The organism is Streptomyces sp. NPDC006610, from assembly GCF_040611575.1.
GTDB lineage: Bacteria > Actinomycetota > Actinomycetes > Streptomycetales > Streptomycetaceae > Streptomyces.
The window spans coordinates 1-20,592 of sequence record NZ_JBEXOP010000067.1; the positions used below are offsets into that span (position 1 = coordinate 1).

General features: G+C 73.1%; 18 protein-coding genes, 1 tRNA gene and 1 pseudogene. 16 read left to right on the top strand and 4 right to left on the bottom strand.

The genetic code is table 11. From position 1 onward, the window contains the following. The 11 genes from ABZY13_RS32225 to ABZY13_RS32275 form a co-directional block, all read left to right on the top strand. The coding region (locus ABZY13_RS32225; RefSeq protein WP_356637122.1) for a hypothetical protein at positions 1-1,109 on the top strand (1,109 nt) is incomplete at its 5' end. Between the two features lie 30 nt (positions 1,110-1,139). Next, positions 1,140-2,090: a hypothetical protein gene (locus ABZY13_RS32230; protein WP_356637124.1), complete on the top strand. Its 951-nt coding sequence runs from the start codon at positions 1,140-1,142 to the stop codon at positions 2,088-2,090. A 262-nt stretch (positions 2,091-2,352) separates the two neighbouring features. Then, the gene (locus ABZY13_RS32235; protein ID WP_356637126.1) at positions 2,353-3,561 is read left to right on the top strand and encodes a helix-turn-helix domain-containing protein; all 1,209 of its coding nucleotides are present in this window, start codon (positions 2,353-2,355) and stop codon (positions 3,559-3,561) included. A gap of 103 nt (positions 3,562-3,664) precedes the next feature. Further along, on the top strand, positions 3,665-3,973 hold the full coding sequence (locus tag ABZY13_RS32240; protein ID WP_356637128.1) for a trypco2 family protein: 309 nt from the start codon (positions 3,665-3,667) through the stop codon (positions 3,971-3,973). Positions 3,974-4,089: 116 nt separating this feature from the next. After that, complete coding sequence (locus ABZY13_RS32245; protein ID WP_356637152.1) at positions 4,090-5,766, top strand: SpoIIE family protein phosphatase; 1,677 nt, start codon at positions 4,090-4,092, stop codon at positions 5,764-5,766. Positions 5,767-6,058: 292 nt separating this feature from the next. Next, on the top strand, positions 6,059-7,231 hold the full coding sequence (locus ABZY13_RS32250; RefSeq protein WP_356637130.1) for an ATP-binding protein: 1,173 nt from the start codon (positions 6,059-6,061) through the stop codon (positions 7,229-7,231). Between the two features lie 14 nt (positions 7,232-7,245). Further along, entirely contained in the window at positions 7,246-7,626 is a 381-nt protein-coding gene (locus ABZY13_RS32255; protein ID WP_356637154.1) for a roadblock/LC7 domain-containing protein, read from the top strand. Next, positions 7,623-8,000, top strand: a complete 378-nt coding sequence (locus tag ABZY13_RS32260; protein WP_356637132.1) for a DUF742 domain-containing protein — start codon at positions 7,623-7,625, stop codon at positions 7,998-8,000. The genes ABZY13_RS32255 and ABZY13_RS32260 overlap by 4 nt, the downstream gene beginning before the upstream one ends. Continuing rightward, entirely contained in the window at positions 7,975-8,568 is a 594-nt protein-coding gene (locus ABZY13_RS32265; protein WP_356637134.1) for an ATP/GTP-binding protein, read from the top strand. The genes ABZY13_RS32260 and ABZY13_RS32265 overlap by 26 nt, the downstream gene beginning before the upstream one ends. Before the next feature lie 16 nt (positions 8,569-8,584). Beyond that, a complete protein-coding gene (locus ABZY13_RS32270; protein ID WP_356637136.1) occupies positions 8,585-9,937 on the top strand; it encodes a cytochrome P450 in 1,353 nt (450 codons plus the stop codon). Positions 9,938-10,168: 231 nt separating this feature from the next. Then, entirely contained in the window at positions 10,169-11,299 is a 1,131-nt protein-coding gene (locus ABZY13_RS32275) for a tryptophan dimethylallyltransferase family protein (protein WP_356637138.1), read from the top strand. A gap of 63 nt (positions 11,300-11,362) precedes the next feature. Here the strand turns inward: ABZY13_RS32275 and ABZY13_RS32280 are convergent, their stop codons facing one another. Then, entirely contained in the window at positions 11,363-12,661 is a 1,299-nt protein-coding gene (locus ABZY13_RS32280; RefSeq protein ID WP_356637140.1) for an FAD-dependent oxidoreductase, read from the bottom strand. A 321-nt stretch (positions 12,662-12,982) separates the two neighbouring features. Here ABZY13_RS32280 and ABZY13_RS32285 point away from each other — a divergent pair, with 321 nt between their 5' ends. The 4 genes and pseudogenes from ABZY13_RS32285 to ABZY13_RS32300 all read left to right on the top strand — a co-directional run bounded on the left by ABZY13_RS32285 (position 12,983) and on the right by ABZY13_RS32300 (position 16,551). Beyond that, on the top strand, positions 12,983-14,965 hold the full coding sequence (locus ABZY13_RS32285) for a hypothetical protein (protein WP_356637142.1): 1,983 nt from the start codon (positions 12,983-12,985) through the stop codon (positions 14,963-14,965). A 1-nt stretch (position 14,966) separates the two neighbouring features. Then, positions 14,967-15,694: pseudogene (locus tag ABZY13_RS32290) on the top strand (response regulator transcription factor); the annotation flags it as partial. Between the two features lie 138 nt (positions 15,695-15,832). Next, a complete protein-coding gene (locus ABZY13_RS32295) occupies positions 15,833-16,330 on the top strand; it encodes a DUF2975 domain-containing protein (protein ID WP_356637144.1) in 498 nt (165 codons plus the stop codon). After that, positions 16,330-16,551: a helix-turn-helix transcriptional regulator gene (locus ABZY13_RS32300; RefSeq protein ID WP_356637146.1), complete on the top strand. Its 222-nt coding sequence runs from the start codon at positions 16,330-16,332 to the stop codon at positions 16,549-16,551. The genes ABZY13_RS32295 and ABZY13_RS32300 overlap by 1 nt, the downstream gene beginning before the upstream one ends. Positions 16,552-16,620: 69 nt before the next feature. On the opposite strand, the gene ABZY13_RS32305 is transcribed toward ABZY13_RS32300, so the two are convergent. From ABZY13_RS32305 to ABZY13_RS32315, 3 genes are all read right to left on the bottom strand, one after another. After that, positions 16,621-16,690: transfer RNA gene (locus ABZY13_RS32305), tRNA-Gly, on the bottom strand. A 334-nt stretch (positions 16,691-17,024) separates the two neighbouring features. Continuing rightward, positions 17,025-18,233 (bottom strand): beta-1,3-glucanase family protein, encoded by a 1,209-nt coding sequence (locus ABZY13_RS32310; protein ID WP_356637148.1) that lies wholly within the window; start codon positions 18,231-18,233, stop codon positions 17,025-17,027. Positions 18,234-18,318: 85 nt separating this feature from the next. Next, positions 18,319-19,611: a family 16 glycosylhydrolase gene (locus ABZY13_RS32315; protein WP_356637150.1), complete on the bottom strand. Its 1,293-nt coding sequence runs from the start codon at positions 19,609-19,611 to the stop codon at positions 18,319-18,321. Positions 19,612-20,003: 392 nt separating this feature from the next. Here ABZY13_RS32315 and ABZY13_RS32320 point away from each other — a divergent pair. Continuing rightward, positions 20,004-20,592, top strand: a 589-nt coding sequence (locus ABZY13_RS32320; RefSeq protein WP_356637156.1) for an endo-1,4-beta-xylanase, incomplete at its 3' end; no start/stop codon positions are given.

Consider the following 20,592-nt stretch of genomic DNA (forward strand, 5'->3'; position numbering starts at 1 on the left):
CTCCCCGACGCTCTCCCGACCTCACCGCCCACCCCGGCGCGGTCGCCGACGAGTACGGCGCCGCCGCCGGGCCGGCCGCGCTCACCGTCGAGTGCACGCTCGCCGAGGACGCCGCGAACGGGGGCCGGCTGGCCGCCGTACTCGTCGGACCGGCCGGGATCCCGGACCCGGCCACGGGCTCGCAGCCGCCCGGCGCGACGCCCTCCCGGCCGCCGGCCGAGACGCCTGACCGCCCGGACGGTGAACCCGCGGACCGGCAGCCCGGCCGCTCCCCCGAGGTCGCCGGGACCGTGCCGCCCGGCGGTTTCGGAACCCGCCGGGACGCGCCGCCGTGCAAGTACGACGACCAGTACCCGGCCCGTCCGATGTCGCTGAACGCGTACATCACCGGCTACGCGAACGTGAACAAGCTCAAGGGCGCCGCGCTGATCCCGCTGTCGTGCACGCTCGTCGAACAGGGCGAGCCGCAGTTCGAGTTCTATCCGGACTTCAGCGGCGCGACCATCACCCAGCACTCCTCCGGGGACCTCTACCACCAGGGCCGCAAGCGGACGCCGTCGTTCAGGGCCACGTTCCTGACGTTCGGCTTCACCCCGACGACGGCCACCCTCCACCTGGAGCAGACCGGGCCCCTGACCATCGACTCGGCAGGCTCCACCGACTTCCTGTTCACCAGCACCGACACCTACGTCCGGGTGCCGCTGGTGCTGCGGGTCACCTCGCTGGAGGTGAACGGGACCCCGCTGGACGTCGGGCCCGACTGCCGTACCGAGAAGTCCCTCACCTCTCCGGAGCCGGACCCGGCGAAGCACCCCGGCGACCACGTGGTCCTGCACGGCAGGGGCGAACAGGTCACCGGCGAGGTCGCCACCGGCTATCTGCTGCTGTCCGGCGGCCCGCTGACCGGCGAGGTCGGCATCCCCGCCTTCACCGGCTGCGGCGCCGGCGGCGAGGACCTGGACCGGCTGCTCACCGCCTCGGTCTCCGGACCCGGCAACTACATCAAGCAGATGCAGGGCCAGACCTGCTTCGTCGCGACCGAGACGCCGAACCCCGACGAGTGCACCCCGGGCCTGGAGCCCCTCGAGATCCCCGTCCCCGAACGCTGAACCCCCACCCCCCTCACGGAAGGCCCCTTCATGAACCGGTTCTCCCGCGGCACGAGACTCGCCACCACCGCCACCGCGCTCGGCGCCGCCCTGGGCGCGTTCGCCTCCATGGGCACGGCGACCGCCGCGACCGCCCAGCCGAACGGCGAGTGGGCGCCCTTCACCCGCTGTCCCGTGGACGCACCGGCGATGCTGGCCGCGGACGGTCTGGCGCAGACCCCGCAGTGCGTGGTGTCCACCTCGCCGAACGGCTCCATCAAGCTGGGGAAGACCACCGTGGTGACGGGCCGGACCAACCTCCAGATGGGCGTCGTCCAGAACTCCGACGGCACCAGCAGCGTCGTCGCCCCGCCCGCGGGCGCGATCATCGCCGACTCGGCGACCGTCCCAGGGGGACTGCTGGGGCTGATGTGCCCGAGCAGCGTCCCCGTGGTGACGGCGATCTGCGAACAGCTGAGCGACAGCACCCTCAACAAGATCACCGCGACCGTCGAGTCCGTCGCCGCGCCTTACGACTTCGACCAGACCGCCGGCATCCTCACGGACCGGCCGATCGTCGCCATACCGGTGCGCATCCACCTCGAGAACCCGTTCCTCGGCAGCAGGTGCTACATCGGCAGCAAGTCCAACCCGATCGTCCTGCGCCCCAGGAACCTCACCTACCCCGAGTTCTCCCTGTCGTTCTTCCGGGGCGACGGCACGGTGGCCGAGGACGGGGAGATGAGCCGCATCAACCTCACCGGGGCCACGCAGAACGACAGCACCTTCGCGGTTCCGGGGGCGAGCGGCTGCGGCCTCGGGCTGCTCGGCCTGATCGACGCGGCGGTCAACCTCAAGACCGGCCTGCCCTCGCCCGCCGGCAACAACAGCCTCACCCTCAACAACGCCCAGACCCACCTGGCCGGCCTGACGGCGCCGGGCACCGTCGCGCCCGACGCGGGCCAGGTCCTCGCGCGGAACTGGCACTCCGCGGTCGACTAGACGTTACCCGACCGTCGGGTAATGGCCGCTCAGCGACGATTCTCGGCCGTCCCTGCCGCCCCGCGGCGTCCGGCCGCACCGGAGTCCGTCCAAGTGGTGTACGTCACAAGGAACTTGATTTAGCTTCAGCATCCGGACGACGTAAGCACCGGACAGCGACAGCACCCGACGTCCGGCCGGGCGCCGCCCGTCCCCCGCGGGGTGGACGGCACCCGGCCGCACCCCCCACCGGGCGCATCGGAGAGCAAGGGGACGACTACGCATGCCTTCCACCACGCAGCCGCCGGAGGTCGGTGAACCGCTCGAACCCCTCCCCAAGGAATTCGCGGCCTTCATGCGACCGGAGTTACCCGGTCTCCTGAAGGAGATCCGCATCGAGGTCACCCGCGCCTATCCCGTCTACGGCCGTCTCCTCAACGGCCCCAACGCGGACGCCATCCGCCAGGGCGTCGAGCAGGCGCTGTCCGCCTTCGTGGACCGGGTCGACGATCCCGGCAAGAACGCGGCGCTCCGTGACGAACTGCTGCGCAGGTTCGGCCGGGTCGAGGCCTACGAGGGCCGCGAACTGGACACCCTCCAGGGGGCCTACCGCCTCGGCGCCCGCATCGCGCTGCGCCGCGCCAAGGCCGTGGGCCGGCAGTACCGGCTCTCCCCCACCGTCATCCTCGCCTTCGCGGACGCCCTGTTCGCCTACGTCGAGGAGTTGGAGGCGATCTCCCGCGAGGGCTACGTCGAGGTGCAGGCGCGGGCCTCCTCCGAGGTGCCGGCCCAGCGAAGGAGACTGCTGCACCTGATCCTCGCCGCCCCTCCGCTGCCCCAGGCCCTGCCCGGCCTGTGCGAGGCGGCGGCCTGGCCCCTGCCCGATGACGTCACCCTGGTCGCCCTGCGCCCGTCCCTGCCCGAGCACCTGGCGGCGGGACTCCCGGACGACGTCCTCGCCGATCTGGACGGCCCTCAGCCGCATCTGCTGATCCCCGGGGAACTCACCGCGGAGCGGCTGACCATGCTCGACGCGGCCCTGGCCGGCACGCACGCCGTGGTGGGCCTGACCGTGCCGCCCTCGCAGGCGGCCGACTCCCTGCGCTGGGCGCGCCGCGTGCTCCGGCTCGTCGACGAGGGCGTGGTGCCCGACGCGCCCCTGGTGCGCTGCGAGGACCATCTGGTCACCCTCTGGCTGCTGTCCGACCCGCCCCTCGTCTCCCGCCTCGCCGCCCGCGAGCTGGCCCCGCTGGACGGCCTGCCCGCCGGCCGCCGCGACCGCCTGCTGGAGACCCTGCGCGTGCACGTCTCCACCCGCGCGCCCGCCGAGCAGGTCGGGGAGATCCTGGGCGTGCACGCCCAGACCGTCCGCTACCGGCTGCGCGGCCTGGACGCCCACCTGGGCCCCCGCCTCGCCGACCCTGACCACCGCTTCGCCATCGAGGCGGCCCTGCGCGCCCTGCACCTGCGGCGCGGCGGCCATGGCGACTGACGCGTTCCGGGCCGCCCCGCGCGGGTAGCATCCCGGCGTCACGGAACGACGCGCGCGAAGGGCGCGAGGGGGACGAGCGGGACGAGGGGGACGAGGGGGACGAATGATCGAACTGTCCGACATGATCCGTGAGTTGCGCAGCCAGCTGGCCGCCTCGCTGGCGGACGGCGCCGGGGAGGCCGTGAGGTTCGAGGTGGGGCCCGTGGAGATCGAGGCGACCGTCGCGGTCGGCCGGGAGGCGGGGGCGAACGCCAGGGTGCGGCTGTGGGTCGTGGACGCGGGGGCCGACGGGAAGTACACCCACGCGCAGACCCAGACGGTCAGGGTCACGCTGACGCCCAAGGTCGTGGAGGGCGACGGCCCGCCGAGGTCGGCCCTGGTCTCGGGCGACGAGGCCGCCGGCGAGCGCTGAATCCGCGCCGCAGGCCGGTCACGCAGGGCCACCGTGACTGTCGTGCGGATGCGCCGCGCTGCTGGGAAGGTGGTGTCGTGGCTGGTTCCGGGACCGCGGACGACGGCGACCGGCGCCTGCGGGAAGAGGCGCTGGCCGGGCTCGCGCGCGTCCTCGACGCGCTCGGCGCCGCCGCCTACGTCTCGGACGACCACGGCCTGATCCTGGCCGTGAACGCGGAGGCGGAGCGGCTCCTGGGTCGGCCCGCCGACCGGCTGGTCGGCAAGGACGCGCACGACCTGCTGCACCGCACCCGCTACGGGGAGACCGTGGCCCGCACCCGGTGCGAGGTACGGCAGGCCACCCTCGCCGGGCACACGACCCAGCGCACGGGCCTGTGGGTGGAGCGCGGCGACGGCGTGCTCGTGCCCATGCGGTGGCTGGTGACGCCGTACGTCTCCGACGGCCTGGTGGGCGCCGTGGTGCTGTTCCATCAGGCCGAGGAGGACGAGTCGGGCCCGGGCGGCGAGGCCGCCGGGGACGAGATCGGCGAGCTGGAGCGGCTGGCGCTGCTCGCCGAGCTGACCACGCAGCTCACCTCCACCCTGGACACCGGGCAGGCCCTGCACCGGCTGGTCGCCCTGGTGGTGCCGCGCCTCGCGGACTGGGCGGTCATCGACCTGATCAGCGAGCAGCACGAGGTGTGGCGCTCCGCGGTAGCCCACTTCGAGGGCGGAACCGTGCGCTACCGGGACGACCTGGTCGGGCCCATGCCGCCGATCCCCGGCGAGTCGCCGATGCCCCTGTCACGGGCGCTGCGCGGGGCGGCCTCCACGCTGGCGGGCCCGGAGACCTACCAGGGCGAGCCGGACTCGGGCATCGCGGTCGAGCAGGCCCGGCTGTTCGCCACGACCGGGATGCACTCCGCGGTCATCGCCCCGATCCGGGGCCTGCGCACCGTGCTCGGGGCCCTGACCCTGGGCCGCTCCGAACGGCCGGCCCCGTTCACCGCCGCCGACCTGCCGCTGCTGGAGGACATCACCCGCCGGGCCGGTCTCGCGCTGGACAACGCGCGCCTCTACCAGCGTCAGCGCAAGGTCTCGGAGACCATGCAGCGGCATCTGCTGCCCCAGCTGCCCCGGCTGCCGCACGTCGAGATGACCGCCCGCTACCTGCCCGCGCCCGACGCCTCCCAGGTCGGCGGCGACTGGTACGACGCGTTCGTGCTGCCGGACGGCGCCCTGGTGCTGGTCGTCGGGGACGTCGTCGGGCACGATCTGGAGGCCGCGGCGGACATGGCGCAGCTGCGGAACATGCTGCGCGCCTACGCGCACTCCCAGCAGGAGCCCCCGAGCAAGATCGTCGAGTGGCTGGACCACGCGGCCATGCGGCTGGCCGACACCGACATGGCCACCCTCGTCCTCGGGCGGATGACGGACATCGGGACGATGGGCTGGGAGCTGTCCTGGACCAACGCGGGCCACCCCCCGCCCCTGCTCGTCACCGCGGGCGGCCGGGCCCAGTACCTGACGGACGGGCACGGCATGCTGCTCGGCACCGGCGTCCCGGCCCCGCGCCCCGACGCCACCCGGTTGCTGCCGCCGGGCGCGACCCTGGTGCTCTACACCGACGGCCTCGTGGAGCAGCCGGGTCAGTCCATCGACGTGGGGCTGGAACGGCTGCGACGCTACGCCGCCGCCCTGATCGAGCGGCCGCTGGAGGCGTACGTCGACGAACTGCTGACGCGGACCCGGCCGTCCGGCAACGGCGACGACGTGGCCATCCTCGCCCTGCGCACGCCCGCACCGCGCTGACGCGCGGGTGAAGTCCGGGAGAATCCCCGGCGACCGCCGCCCGCACCGGGGATGGCCGATTTTCGCCCCTCCCCGGGCCTCGACAACTGCCGTGCGGGTGCGGAGGTTTGGCGTCCGGTCACCTGTTCGGCCGGTGATACGATCACCGCGATCTGCGGAGCGGGCGGATAGGCGTGAACGGCATCTCCGACTCCAGGGACGGCCCGGGCGGAACTCGCCGCGGGCGGTCCGCCGGTCCAACCGCATTGACGGAGTTTCAGCAGCCCGCCGTCAGTCGCTTGAAGAGAGTCTTATGACGGAATACATAGAGAACCCGCTCGTCTGGGTTCTTCTCATCGCCCTGGTCGCCGCGGTCGCCCTCGTTGTCCACCAACGCAGGGCGGCCCGGGCTCTCCGGCAGGAGATCCAGGGGCTGAAGACCCACTACACCCAGCTGGAGAACGATTACGCCCAGTCCGTGAAGGCGGCCCAGGAACAGGCCGAGGAGGCGACGAAGACCGTGCTGAAGTCCGCCATGCGGACGCTTCAGGGTCTCGCCGCCGAGCAGCAGCTGGTCGTGTCCCGGCTGCAGAACAAGCACGGCGATTCGGTCATTCTTCAGGACCTGCTCGAGATCGACCACACCAACTCGCAGTTCGGCCGGCGCGCCCAGTCCATCGCCGTGCTGTGCGACGGCTGGCTGGGGCGCCAGCGGGACATCGCCTCGGTGTACGACGTGGTCCGCTCCGCGCAGGGCCGGATCCGGCACTACCACCGGGTGGAGATCCTCTCCCAGGTCGACTTCGGTCTCACCGCCCGCGCGGTCGAGCCGGTCGCCCTGGCCCTGGCCGAGCTGCTGGACAACGCCACCAGCTACTCCAGCCCCGACACGATCGTCGAGATCAACATCCGGACCGTGCCCAAGGGCATCTGCATCGTCGTGGACGACGCGGGTGTCGGCATGAGCGACGAGGAGCGCGCCCGCGCCGAGAAGCTGCTCTCCAACGAGCGGGTCTCCGGCGTCTCGGGGCTCGGCAACCCGCCGCAGTTCGGCTTCGCGGTCATCGGCGTGCTCTGCGAACGGTTCGGATTCGAGGTGTCGGTGGACTCCAGCTCCCCCTACGGAGGCGTGCGCGCGGTCGTCCTGCTGCCGCACGATCTGCTCACTCCCATGCCGGAGAAGAAAGCCCCCGCCCCCGCCGCGGCCGCGGCCACCGGTCCGGTCCTCGAGGGCGGTCCCGAGCCCGCGTCCGCGGTGTCCGCGACGGCCGACGGCCTGCCCAAGCGGCGGCGCAAGCGGCCCATGGCCATCGTGCCCGGCAGCGCCCAGGCCGCACGCCCGGCCGCTCGTTCCGACGCCGAGACGGCGGCCATCATGGGCGCCTTCCAGCGCGGCACGCAGTCCGGTCGCGAGGCGCGGCCCGACACCGCGGACCAGACGAGCAGCACACGTGGTGCAAGCACCGGAGGACATGAGGTCTCGTGAACGATTTGTCATGGATGCTGGACAGCGCGCTGGAGATCCCCGGGGCCCTGCACGCGGTCCTGATCTCCGCCGACGGTCTGCTGATGGCCCGGACGAAGGACTTCGACAAGGACAACGCGGACCGCGTGGCCGCCGCGATGAGCGGCGTGCAGTCCCTCAGCCGCTCCCTCGCGTTCTTCTGTGAGGACGCCACCCGGCAGTGGCGGCAGACCCTGGTCGAGTTCGAGGGCGGCTGGGTCTTCCTGATCTCCGCCGGCGAGGGCGCCTACCTCGGCGTGTCCGCCTCGCCCGACGTCGACATGGCGGACATCACCTTCCGTATGCAGCAGCTCGTCGCCCAGCTCGGCAAGGAGCTGACGACGCCGCCGCGCGAGAACCTCGGCGCCCGGTCATGACCGACCACGACGCCTGGGAGCCGGACGCCGCCCCGTTAGTGCGTCCGTACGTCATCACCAAGGGGCGGGACCTGCCCGACGAGGAGCAGCTCTCGCTCATCACCCTCGTCACGGCGTCGCCCGAACACCGGCAGCGGCCGACCCGGCTGTCTCCCGAGGAGCAGGGTCTGCTGGACCTGTGCTCGGCCGGTTACCTCTCGGTCGCCGAGATCGCGGGCCACACGCGTCTGCCCCTCGGCGTCGTGAGGATCCTGCTGGCCTCCCTCACCGAGGGCGGCTACCTCATCACCCGGCCTCCGGTGGCCCGTGCCGCCCTGGCCGACAGAGAGATCCTCCAGGAGGTGCTCGATGGTCTCCGCGCCAAGTTTGGGTGAAAGCGCCTACGTCCGTGGCGGGGCAACGCAGACGGCCGTCAAGATCCTGGTCGTCGGGCACTTCGCGGTGGGCAAGACCACCTTCATCAACGCCATCTCCGAGATCGAGCCCCTGTCGACCGAGGAGACGATGACGCGGGCCGCGGAGTCGGTCGACGACCTCAAGGGCGTCCACGGCAAGACCACCACCACGGTCGCCATGGACTTCGGCCGTCTGACCATCAGCGACCGCGTCGTGCTGTATCTGTTCGGAACACCCGGCCAGCAGCGGTTCGTGCAGATGTGGGAGGACATGGCCCGCGGCGCCCTGGGCGCCCTGGTCCTGGTCGATCCGGAGCGGCTCGCGGACTCCTTCCCCGTGATCGACCTGATCGAGCAGTACGGCCTGGACTACGCGATCGCCGTCAACCACTTCGACGGCGCGCCGCTGCGCGACGAGGGCGCCCTGCGGGACGCCCTGGACCTGCTCGACGACACCCCCGTCGTCACCTGCGACGCCCGGGACGAAAGCTCCTCGGCCGCCGCGCTGACCACCCTCGTCCGCTACTTGCTGGCCCGTGCCCACTAGAAACTGAGAGCAAGACATGAACGCTCACGACACCACCCCGGTCCCCCCGCCGGGGTGCCCGGCCCACACCGCCGGCGGCGCGGTGCCGCTGCACGGGCCGGAGTTCGCGGCCGACCCGCAGGCCTACTACGCGTACCTGCGCCACTTCGGGCCGACCGCGCCCGTCGAACTCGCCCCGGGCGTGGAGGCCACCCTCGTCACGGACTACACGGCGGCGCTCCAGCTGCTGCAGGACTCCGCCTCGTTCCGCAAGGACGCCCGTCGCTGGCGGGAATTCAACGAGGGCAGGATCGCCCCGGACAACCCGGTCGCGCCGCTGCTGGCGTACCGGCCGAACTGCATGTTCGCCGACGGCGCCGAGCATCTGCGGCTGCGGCAGGCGGTGACCGACAGCATGGCGCGCGTCGACGACCGCCGGCTCAGCCGCAGCACGGGCCAGGTGTCCGACTACCTCGTCTCCCAGTTCGGCGCCCGGGGTTCGGCCGATCTGCTCGGCGACTACGCCAAGCAGCTGCCGCTGTTCGTCTTCAACGAGCTGTTCGGCTGCCCCGCCGACATCGGCGACCGGGTGCTGTTCGGCATCTCCGGGATGTTCGACGGCGTCAATGCCGAGAAGGCCACCGAGGTGCTCTTCGACGCGGCGGGCGAGCTGGTCGCGCTCAAGCGCAGGAAGCCCGGCGACGACGTCACCAGCTGGCTGATGCAGCATCAGGCCAAGCTGACCGACGAGGAGATGGTTCACCAGCTGGCCCTGCTGCTGGGCGCGGGCGCCGAGCCGCTGCGCAACCTCATCGGCAACACCCTGCACCGTCTGCTCACCGACGACCGGTACGCCCACGAGGGCGGGCTGATCGACGAGGCCATCGACGACACGCTGTGGGACAACCCGCCGATGTCGAACTACGCGCCGCACTACCCGGCCACCGACATGGAGTTCGCGGGCCGGCAGGTGCGCGCGGGCGACCTGATGCTGGTCAGCTTCGCCGCCGCCAACACCGGCCCCGCGCTGAAGGCCTCGCGGCAGGCCGGCAGCAACCGGGCCCACCTGGCGTGGAGCGCGGGCCCGCACGCCTGCCCGTCCAAGGAGCCCGCCCGGCAGATCACGGTGACGGCCATCGAGAGCCTGCTCAACCGGCTGCCGGACGTGGAGCTGGCCGTCCCCGAGGACAGCCTGACCTGGCGGCCGGGCCCGTTCAACCGGGCGCTGGCCACCCTTCCGGCCCGCTTCACCCCCGTCCAGCCGGCCAGGCGGTCCGAGACCGCCGCCGGTCCCGCCGCCACGGCCGCTTCCGGGGGCGCCCCGGCAGCGGCGCGCAAGCCCGAACGCGGGGGAATGTGGAGCCAGTTCCTCACCTGGCTCACCAAGTGACGCAATGGTGAGGAAGGCGTGATGGAGGCAACACCATCACGCCTTCGGCGTCCGCATGATCGATCAACGGCAGGGGTAGTGAGCAACGCGGTATTGGAGTTGTTCACGAGGTGAAGGAGGTGTCATGGATCTCCCTTCCATGGACGCCGCTTGTCTGCCGCATCCACTGCGGATACCCGCCCCGCCGGGCGGGTATCTTCTTGTCCGTCCCGGCCCGGCCGGAGGCGCCCGGTGACCCGTTCGCCGGCCGGTGGGCGCACGAGCCCCCGAATACCGACGCTCGGCGAGTTCACGAGCGGTCAGCTGCGAAGACTCGGCGTGGTCGCCGGCCTGTCGGGTTCCGAGGTGGAGGCCTATGCGAACCTGCTGACCTTCTCGTTGGGACAGGCAGCCGAGCGGCCACTGGATCTCCCGCCTCCCACCCGGACGTTCCTGTCCGACGACCACACCCCGGTGGAGTTCTCCCTCTCCTTCCGCCCGGGTGCCGGCCCCGCCCTGCGCGTGCTGGTGGAACCGGGCTGCGGCGCAGGCAGCCTGGCTCGCAACGGCCGTGCGGGCGCGGCTTTCGTCCGTACCCTGGCCGAGCGGTGGAACTTCTCCACGGAGGCCTTCGACGCGCTGGGCGACCTCTTCCTGCCGGACGCCCCCAAGGGGCCGCTCGCCCTGTGGTGCGCCCTGGAGCTCAGGCCGGGCGGCGTGCCCGGGCTGAAGGTGTATCTCAATCCGGCGGCTTCCGGGGTGAAACGTTCCGCCGGGACGGTGCGCGAGGCGTTGCGCCGGCTCGGCCACGGGGACGGCTTCGACGCGCTGCCGGAGGCCGACGGGCACCCGTTCTTCGCCCTGGACATGGGCGACTGGGACGCGCCCCGGGCGAAGGTGTACCTGCGCCACGACAACCTCACGGCCGCCCGCGCCGGACGGCTGTCGCGCATGGTTCCCGGCCCCGCCCCGGCGGGCATCGAGGAGTTCTTCCACACCGTCGCCGGCGCCGCCGACGACGGCGGGGACACCGTCCTCGCCGGACGGCCCGGCCTGACCTGTCACGCGTTCACCGACGCCGGCGAGCCGCGGCCGACCGGGTTCACGCTGCACATCCCGGTGCGGGACTACGCCCGCGACGACGGGGAGGCGCTGACGCGCGCGGAGGACGTGCTGCGCGCTCGCGGCATGGACCCCGCCCCGCTGACGGCCGCCCTGGCCGCGGTCACCCGGCGCCGGCCCGAGGAGGGCCTGGGGCTGATCGCCTACCTGGCGCTGGCCCACCAGCACGGGCGGCCGCCGCGGGTGACGGCGTACATCTCCTGCGAGGCCTACGCGATCCGGCCGCCCCGGGCGCTGCATCGGCGAGAAGCGCTGATCTGAGCGGACGCGGACGGCTCCCTGCGGCACTCGTTCCGGGAGCCGTCCTGCCTGCGGCTACGCGCGTCACGCGTACAGCGACTCCCGCAGGTCCGCGAGGTAGGGGCCGACGTCGACCTGGATGGAGGAACCCTCCATCCGCCCGTAGCGCTTGGCGATGCCGTCGAGGTAGCCGGCGATCTCCTCCCGCATCACCGCGGCCTCGGGCAGCTTCGCCTCGCCGGCGACGAGCCGGGCGATCCAGTCGGACTGGGCCTCCACCAGCCGGGTGATCGCGCCCAGCGGGCGGACCAGGCCGACGAAGTACAGGCCGGGCAGGCCGGGGGCGACGACCCGCTTGTACAGTTCCACCGCGCCGTCCGGCCCCGCGGGGCAGCCCTCGGGCAGGAACGGGAAGGACATCCGGAAGCCGGTGCAGTACACGACGGCGTCGGCCTCGGTGGACGTCCCGTCGGCGAACACCACCCGGCTGCCGTCGAAGGACTCGATCGCGGGCCGGGGTTCCACCGCGCCGTGCCGGATGCGGCTGAGGATCTCGTCGGAGATGGTCACCGCCGAGGAGAAGATCGGATGGTCCGGCTCGGGCAGGCCGTAGTCCCCGAGCCGGCCCCGGGCGACGTGCAGGGCCTGCTCCACGAAGCGCCGCTGCGCCTCGAAGGTCATGCTCTTCCACCAGGCGGCCTCGGCGATCTCGTCCAGCGACATCCCGAACAACTGCTTGGGCAGGATGTGCAGGCCCCGCCGCACGGAGAGCACGGTGCGGGCGGCGTGCCGGGACAGGTCGGCGGCGATGTCCACCGCCGACGCGCCGAGCCCCACCACGACGACCCGCCGGCCCGCGAAGTCGCTGCCGTCCCGGTAGTCGAGGGAGTGCAGCAGCCGGCCGGAGAACGCGTCGGCGCCCGGCGGCAGCGGATCGGGCCAGTTGGGCTGCGAGTTGTGGCCCGAGGCGACGACCACGTGCTCGAAGCGGCGCGTGCGCGAGGCGCCTTCGGCGTCGCGGCTGACGACCGTCCAGGCGCCGTCCGCGTCCTGGCGCACCGAGACCGCCTCGGTCTCCAGCTCGACGCAGTCCAGCACCCCCGCCCAGGCGGCGAAGGAGTTCAGGTAGACGGCGACGTCGCTGTGGCGAGGGTAGAGCGGGTAGGACGCCGGCATCGGGAAGTCGGAGTACGCCGTCAGGTCCTTGGCCGTGTTCAGGTGCAGGGACAGATAGCCCGGCCCCGGCTCACCGGCCTGGGGCCGCCGCCAGATGCCGCCCACCCCCGCGGTCGCCTCCAGGCAGACCACGTCGACGCCCCGTTTGCGCAGGGCCCGGGCCGCCGCCAGCCCGGACAGGCCTGCACCGATCACACACACACGCACGGATACCCCTCACCGGACCGACGACTTCCATCCCCGCAGGCGCATGCCTGCCCACCCGAACCATGCCGCACACCAGTACGGATGCTCACCCCCGGCCCCGGCCGTGTGGTGATCATCACGCCCGTCGGGGCCGGATGCCGGCACCGCACGGGCGTTCGCGCCGTCGTCGTCCGTGTGATCCCCCGCCGCTCGACGCCACCTTGGGCCCGACGGGCGCGTTGGAGTTGCCGTGGCGCCGCAGAAGTGACGGTTCTGCGCCGGGGCGGCCGACCCCCGGCCGCGGTGTCACCGCCTGCTGGAACCCTGAGAGTGCGGAAGGCCATGAACGTGTGGAAGTGTGTCGGCAACCCTGCGGCGCCCCCGGCGGACGATCCCGAGGAGGCCGGCGCCCTGATCGGCCGGGAACGGGAGTCGGCGGCCCTGCGGGGACTGCTGGCGGAGCACCACCTGGTGTCGGTGACCGGCCGGACCGGAGTCGGCAAGAGCCGGCTGGCCGCCGAGACGGTCCACGGCATCGCCCCCGGAACCCGGGGACCGTGGCGGCGCACGGTGCGCGTCCGCCGGCGGGGCAACGCGCCCGGCGAACCGGGGGCGCTGGCCGCCGACGTGTACCGGGCGCTCACCGGCCGCCGGCCCCGGCGCGGGGACGCGGGCGTCCCGGACCTCGCAGCGCATCTGCCCGCCGCCGGCGTCCTGCTGTTCCTCGACGACGTCGACCCCGTCCACGAGGAGTGCGTGGGCCTGGTACAGCGCCTGCTCGTCGCCGTGCCCGGGCTGCGCGTGCTGGTGACGGCCCGCCAGGCCCTGGGCCTGGGCGAGGAGGCGGTGCTGCCGCTGACGCCGTTGGACACCGAGGGGGCCGGCGGCCGGGGACCCGCCCCCGCGGTGGAGCTGTTCCTCGACCGGGCGCGGGGCGCCGCGCGCGGGTTCGACGCCGCCGACCTGCGGGCGGTGGAGGGCGTCTGCCGGCGACTGGAAGGAGTGCCGCTGGCGATCGAACTGGCCGCCGACCAGCTGGCATTGGGGCGCCAGTCGCTCCACGACCTGGTGGAGTCGGTCGAGCGCGGTCAGTGCCGACTGCACAGCGAACGGCCCGCGCTGCGGCGGCACCGCTCGCTGCGGGACGCCATCGGGGCGTGCTACGCGCTGTGCGACCGCGAGGCGCGGATCGTGTGGGGCCGGGCGAGCGCGTTCGCGGGGGCGTTCAACGAGTCCGCGGCCGTGTTCCTGTGCACCGGGGGCGCGGTGGCGTCGGAGCGCGTGCCGTCGCTGCTGGTGCGGCTGGCGGCGGTCGGCGCGCTGGAGACCGTACGGCCCCCGGGCGGGTTGCGGCAGCCGCGGTACCGGATGACGCGGGCCGCGCGGGAGTTCGGCGCCGAACGGCTGCGCGAGGCGGGCGAGACGGAGGTGGCGCTGGAGCGCCGGGCGGCACACTGCCGGCAGGTCGCCTCGGTCGCGGAGGGGCTGTGGGCGGCGGGCTGCCAGGCGCAGGCCGTGGGGCTGGTGCACGAGGAGCGGGAGGAACTGTCCGCCATACTCCGGCAGGCCGTGAACCGTCCCGACCATGTCGAGGCCGCGCTGGAGACGGTTCTCGGCCTGTGGTTCTGGTGGGCCGTGTACGACAGGGCCGACGAGGGGCGCGGTCATCTGCTGCGGCTGCTGCCGCGGTGCCCCGCGGACAGTCCGGCGGGGAGGCGCGGGCGGTGGCTGGCGGCCTGGCTCAGCGCGAGCCGCGATCCGCGGGCCGCCCGGACACTGGCGGGCCGGGCCTGGCCGGAGGCGGTCCTGAGCGGGGACGACGTCACGGTCGGCCAACTCGCCCACGTGCAAGGCCTCATCTCGCTCCACGAGGGCGAACCGCGGGCCGCGGCGGAGCACTTCCGGGAGGCGGCCCGCACCGTCCCGGACCGGCCGCTGTCCGGTCCCCCGCCGGCCGTGTCCCTGGCGGCACAGGCCGTGGCCGAGGCCGCCTTCGCGCCCGCCGCCGCGCGCCGCACCGCCCGGCGTGCGCTGGCCCAGCGGAGCATCACCGACGACGACTGGGCCATGCTGGCCGCCCGCTACGCCCAGGCGCTGGCTGACCACCACAGCGGTCACAGCGGCCGTGCCTGGCGCCGCGCCCGGCGCGCGCTGGCGGGGCTCGACCCCACGCTCCCCGAGCCCGGCGCGGCGCAGGCGCTGCGCGCCCTGGCCGACGGCATCGAGACCGGCATCGGGGACCGGCCGCGCCCGCCGCAGCCGATGCCGCTCACCGGACTCCTGCGGGCGCTGTCCGCCGAGGCGCATCCCACGATGATCCCGTAGCGGCCTCGCCGTCGTCCACTACGAGGGCGCGCTGCTGCGGGCCGTGCTCGGCGACACCGACGGCGCCCTGGAATGGTGCGAGGCCGGCCTCGCCGCCCTGGAGGGCACCGGGGAGCGCCAGCTGTACGCCTCCACCCTGATGGCGCACGGCATCATCCTGTGGCTCGCCGACCGCGGCGCGCGCAGCGCACCGCTGCTGCGCAGGGCACTGGAGGCCGCGAGCGAGATCGGCGACGTACTGGTCGCGGCCCTGTGCTGTCTGGGGCTGGCCTGGGACGCCGCCAGGCAGAAACGGTTCCCCAGGGCGGCCTGGCTGCTCGGGTACGCCGAGAGCGCGCGCCGGCTCAGCGGGGATCCCGTCGCCATGCTGCCCTCGCTGCTCCAGGAGCAGGACGCGGTCAAGGCCGCGGTGCGGGCGGAGCTCGGCGACGGGGCGTACGAGGGCTGGGCGCGCGGATGTCGGGCGCCGAGGTGCTGGAGGCCGTCCGCGCGGACGCCGACGTGCCGGGCGGGGGCGTCCCGCCGGCGCGAAGCGGCCGGGCGGCGGCCGGAGACCTCACCTCGCGGGAGCGGGAAGTCGCCCGACTCGTCGCGGAAGGGCTGTCCAACCGGGAGATCGCCGAGCGCCTGTTCATCTCCAAGCGGACGGTGGACACCCACGTCGAGCGCATCCTCGCCAAGCTCGACGTCCGCACGCGCGCGGAGGTCTCGGGGGCGCTGCGGCGGTGAGGCCGGACTCACCACTTGCCACACCTATCGTTTCTCGATAGATTTCCATCGTGGATCGATTGGACCCGTTGGGGGTCCGCCTGTGCTCGCTCGCACGGGCTCGCAGGGGCTCGCACGGGTCCGAGGGAGGGAGAGGCGATGGGGAAGCTGACGGTGCTCGCGCTGAGGGTGGTGCTGGGGGTGCTGCTCGCGGGTTCGGCGGGCGTGCAGGTGGTGCTGATGCCGCTGCTCGCCAAGGACCTGGAGGGGGTGGACACGGAACTGGCCTATCCCCCGGCCGCGTTCATCACGACTCTCGTGCTGGGCATCGCGTCGGCGCAGGTCGTCGCCGTCTGCGTGTGGCGGCTGGTGACGATGGTGCGGCGCGGGACCGTGTTCTCGCACGCCGCCTTCCGGTACGTCGACATCGTGATCGGCGCGTTCGTCGCCGCCGCGCTGCTGCTGTTCGCACTCGGGGTGCTGCTGGCGCCCGGCGAGGCCGTCGCACCGGGAATCGTGCTGCTGATCGGCGGGGGCGTCATGGCGGTCCTGGGCGTCGCGCTGATCGTGCTCGTGCTGCGGATGCTGCTCGCGCAGGCCGTCGCGCGCGACGTCGAGGCGGCACAGCTGCAGGCCGAACTGGCCGAGGTGATCTGATGCCGATCGCCGTCGACATCGACGTCATGCTGGCCAAGCGGAAGATGTCCGTGGGCGAGCTGGCGGAGCGGGTCGGGATCACGCCCGCCAACCTGGCGGTCCTGAAGAACGGCCGCGCCAAGGCGGTGCGCTTCACCACTCTCGCGGCGCTGTGCGAGGTGCTGGAGTGCCAGCCCGGCGATCTCCTGCGCTGGGAGTCCGGGGGCGCCGGGGAAGGGTGACGACGCTCCCCTGTCGCACACGCGAGGTCCCGGTCCCTGCGTCCGTGCAGGGGCCGGGACCTTCGTTCGAGCGTTGGACAGGCCTCGCACCTGCATCTCCCCGCGGGAAGCGGGGCGTCTTGCCTTGGACCACCAACGCACGGCACGGACGCCCGCGATCGCGGCGGCTCCGTCGAGAACGACGTTACCCACGGGGCGACCGCGGCGCATGGCGACGACGGCCGATGGGGTGACCCGGCCGTGCTCGGACCGGCCGGGCGCGGCCGAACCGTCGACCGGGCGGGCACCGCCCGACGGCCGGGCGCCGCGGGCGGGCCCGCGGCGCCCCGTGCCGCCAGGGGGTGTCTGACGAATGCCCGCGGCGTGGCGGCTCCTGGCACGCGCTCCCCCGGAGGGGGCACCCCCAGCCGCTTTGCCGAACCGCCCTGGTAGCTCCGCTACGAGGGCGCTCCGGCGCCTTGCGATCGCACGCGCTAGAAGGCCGACAGTGTCAACGTGATGCCGGTGGGGGCGGTGTCCTGGATGTACGAGGCGAAGTCGGCGACGTCGTCGAAGGCGAAGCCGTACGCCTTGCCGTCCTCCGTGGCCGCGTGGATGGCCTTGGAGTAGTGGTTGGTCAGATCGGTCCGGTAGAAGTCGGCCGGGTTCGTGGTCGGCTGGACCGGGTGGCCGATCAGCGTGGAGCGGTTGAAGCCGGCGCCGAGGACGGCGGCGACGGGCCCGGTGGTGCCGTCGTTGGGGGCGGCGAGGTTGCCGTCGCAGAAGAGGACGTCCCGGGTGGTCGGCCTGGCGAAGGAGACGGGGGCCGGGCCGTCGAAGGTGAGCCGGTCGCCGCGGACCCGGCCGGTGAAGGCGCCGGCGTTGGTGGTGACGGTGAGGTCCCGGCCGGTGTAGGTGCTCCACACCTCGTCGATGTACGGGGCGAAGTAGTCCTTGGCGAAGATGCCGGCGTCCAGCCCGTGGCCGGGGGCGATGATGCGCAGATCGTCGACGACCAGGGGCGCGAACTCCTCGACGGTCTTGACGGCGGCGAACGCGGCGGCCCGGCCGCCCTCGCGCAGGGTGCCGGTGGTCTGGTCCCTGGCGCCGGTCAGCCGGATGTTCATGGGCACGCTGAACATGTCGACCATGGTCGTGTTGCAGAACATGCCCGAGGAGTTGAAGGTGAACTCGGCGCAGTCGTGCAGAACCCGGTAGTTGGGGTCGGAGGTGACCCAGCCGGCCGGGTACTGGAGGGCGGCGTTGCCGTTGCCGTCCGCGACCGCCTTGAACTTCAGCTTGCCGCCGAGCGCCACGTAGATGCGGCCCGACATGTGGGGCAGGGTCAGCGTGGTCTCGGTACCGGTCAGCGGGATCGCGTAGTCGGTGAATCCGTCGGCGCCGTTGTCGGAGAGGGAGATCGGGGCCAGGGAGCCGTCGGGCGTGACGCGGACCTGCTTTCCGTCCTGGTTGCCGACGATGTAGACGTGGATCGAGTCGTTGCCGAACGAGCCCGTCCTGTTGACGACGGTCAGCGGGAGCGTGCCCGCGGCGGCCCGGGCCCCGGACGAGTCGCCGCCCTGCTCGGATCCGGCCAGGGCGTGCGGGGCGACGACGGCGATGGCGGGGACGGCCACGGCGGCGCCGCCGAGGGCGGTGAGGACCTTGCGGCGGGAGAGGTCGCGCTGGTGACGGGGGCTCATGTGGGGGTTCTCCTCGGGGAGTTGCCGGATGGTGCTTCGAACTCGTTGCTGTCGATGGGGCTGCGGGGCCGCCTGCCGGTGGGGGTCAGCCGGCGGTCCACTTCTGGTGGGCGGCGCCGGTGCAGGTCCGGATCTGCAGCCGGGTGCCGTCGGCCGAGAAGCCGTGCTTGGCGTGCAGGCACTTGTCCGCCCTGACGTTGGTCAGGTCACGGGCCTCGGTGCGCGTCCAGCGCTGGGAGGCGGCGCCGTCGCACGTCCTGAGCACGACGGGCGCGCCGTCCCGCGTCGAACCGTCCGTGACGTCCAGGCACTTGGCGAGCGCCCGTACGGTGCCGTCCTCGCGGAACGTCCACTTCTGGGCGTCCACGCCGGTGCAGTCGTGCAACTGGATGGGGGTGCCGTCGGCCGTCGAGGCGTTCGCCACGTCCACGCACATGCCGCCGACGCCCCTGACGGCGGCGGTCGTCGCCGGCTTGCCGCCCGTTTCGCCGGCGGCGCCTCCGGCGGTGTCGGACGCCGAGACGCGGACGTAGTCGACGGTCATCGTCTGGGGGAAGGCCGTGGAGCCGTCGGGGCTGCCGGGCCAGTCGCCGCCGACCGCGAGGTTGAGGATCAGGAAGAAGGGATGGTCGTAGACCCACTTGTGGCCCTGGAGGTCCGCGGGGGTCCGGGTCTGGTAGGCCGTGCCGTCGACCGACCACGTGATCTCGGAAGGGCTCCAGTCGACCGCGAAGACGTGGAAGTCGTCGGCGAACGCCCTGCCGTCGGGAAGGGTGTGGGGCGAACCGATGCCGCCGGCGCCGGAGTGGCCGGGGCCGTGCAGGGTGCCGTGCACCGTGCCGGGTTCCTTGCCGACGTTCTCCATGATGTCGATCTCGCCGCTGTCGGGCCATCCGACGGTGCCGAGATCGTCGCCGAGCATCCAGAACGCGGGCCACACGCCCTGTCCGCGCGGCACCTTGATACGGGCCTCGAAGTGGCCGTACGCCTGGGTGAAGGCGCGGGCGGTGTTGAGGCGGGCCGAGGTGTACCGGCAGTCGCCGTACCAGCACTTGAGCGCCGGGTCGGTGTTCTCGCGGGCGGTGATCACCAAATGTCCGTCACCGTCGTGGGCAACGTTGTCGGCGCGGTCCGTGTAGTACTGCAGTTCATGGTTGCCGTTGCCCGAACCGCCGGTTTCCACGGTCCACTTGGCGGGGTCGGGAGCGCTGCCCGCGGGTCCGTCGAACTCGTCCGACCAGGTCTGGACGGTCTGGGCGGCGTCCGCGCGGGAGGCGCCCGGTCCGGAGGTGGTGAGCAGTACGGCGGTGACGAGGGCGACGGCGACCAGGAAGACCAGTCCGCCGATCGGCCACCGGCGTGCGCGATGAGCAGCCATGGGCTGAACACACCTTGTCTGTGGGGAGTCGTGGGGCATCACCTCGACGGGACCAGCAGACGACTCCCCCCGAGGCTCTTCTGAGAGCGCTCTCTCGCCTGCGGCGGCACCCGCCGAAGGGCCCCGATGCTACGCACGAAGCACGACCGGGCCAACTGTCCGACTTGCGCCCTCAAGCGCCCCTGACCTGCGGCGATCTCCTGTCGCACGGTGGGCCCACGGTTGCTTAAGGGCCTTTTAAACCGCGCTTAAGCAAGCGCTCGGGATCGCTCGCGGAGGTTGCCCTCGTCCGGCCCTTTTGGTGGGGTGGCCCCATGGGCGATACGACGCGGGGTCCCACAGGCAGTACGGCGCGGGGTCCCACGGGCGACGGGGCGCGGGGCCGCGTGCTGATGGTGCGGAACTCGGCGGGCAGCGGTCCGGGCCGGCTGGTGCCCTGGCTGGCGGCCGAAGGGCTGGACGTGCACGAGACGCCGGGAGCCTCGGCGCCCTTGGCACCGGCCGGCTTCGACGCCGTGGTGCTGCTCGGCGGCGGCTTCATGCCGGACGCCGACGACGTCGCCCCCTGGCTGCCCGCTCAACGGGCCCTCGTACGGCGGTGTGTGGCCGGCGGCGTGCCACTGCTCGGGATCTGTCTGGGCGCGCAGGTCCTGGCCCTGGCGTCGGGCGGCGCGGTGCGGGCCGACCACGGCCCGCCCGAGCGTGGCGCGTGCACGATCCGGCTGCGCCGAGAAGCGGCGGGCGACCCGCTCTTCACCGGGCTCCCCCAGGCGTTCCCCGCGCTCCAGAACCACCGCGACCAGGTCACCGCCCTGCCGCCCGGCGCCGTCCATCTGGCGGAGAATCCGGCCTGTCCGGTGCAGGCCTTCCGGGTGGGCGAGCGGGCCTGGGGCGTCACCGACAAGTACTCGTGGCGCGCCAGCGGTACGCCGCTGCTGTTCGACGCCAACTACAACAAGAAGCCGGCGTACCACGCGGTCA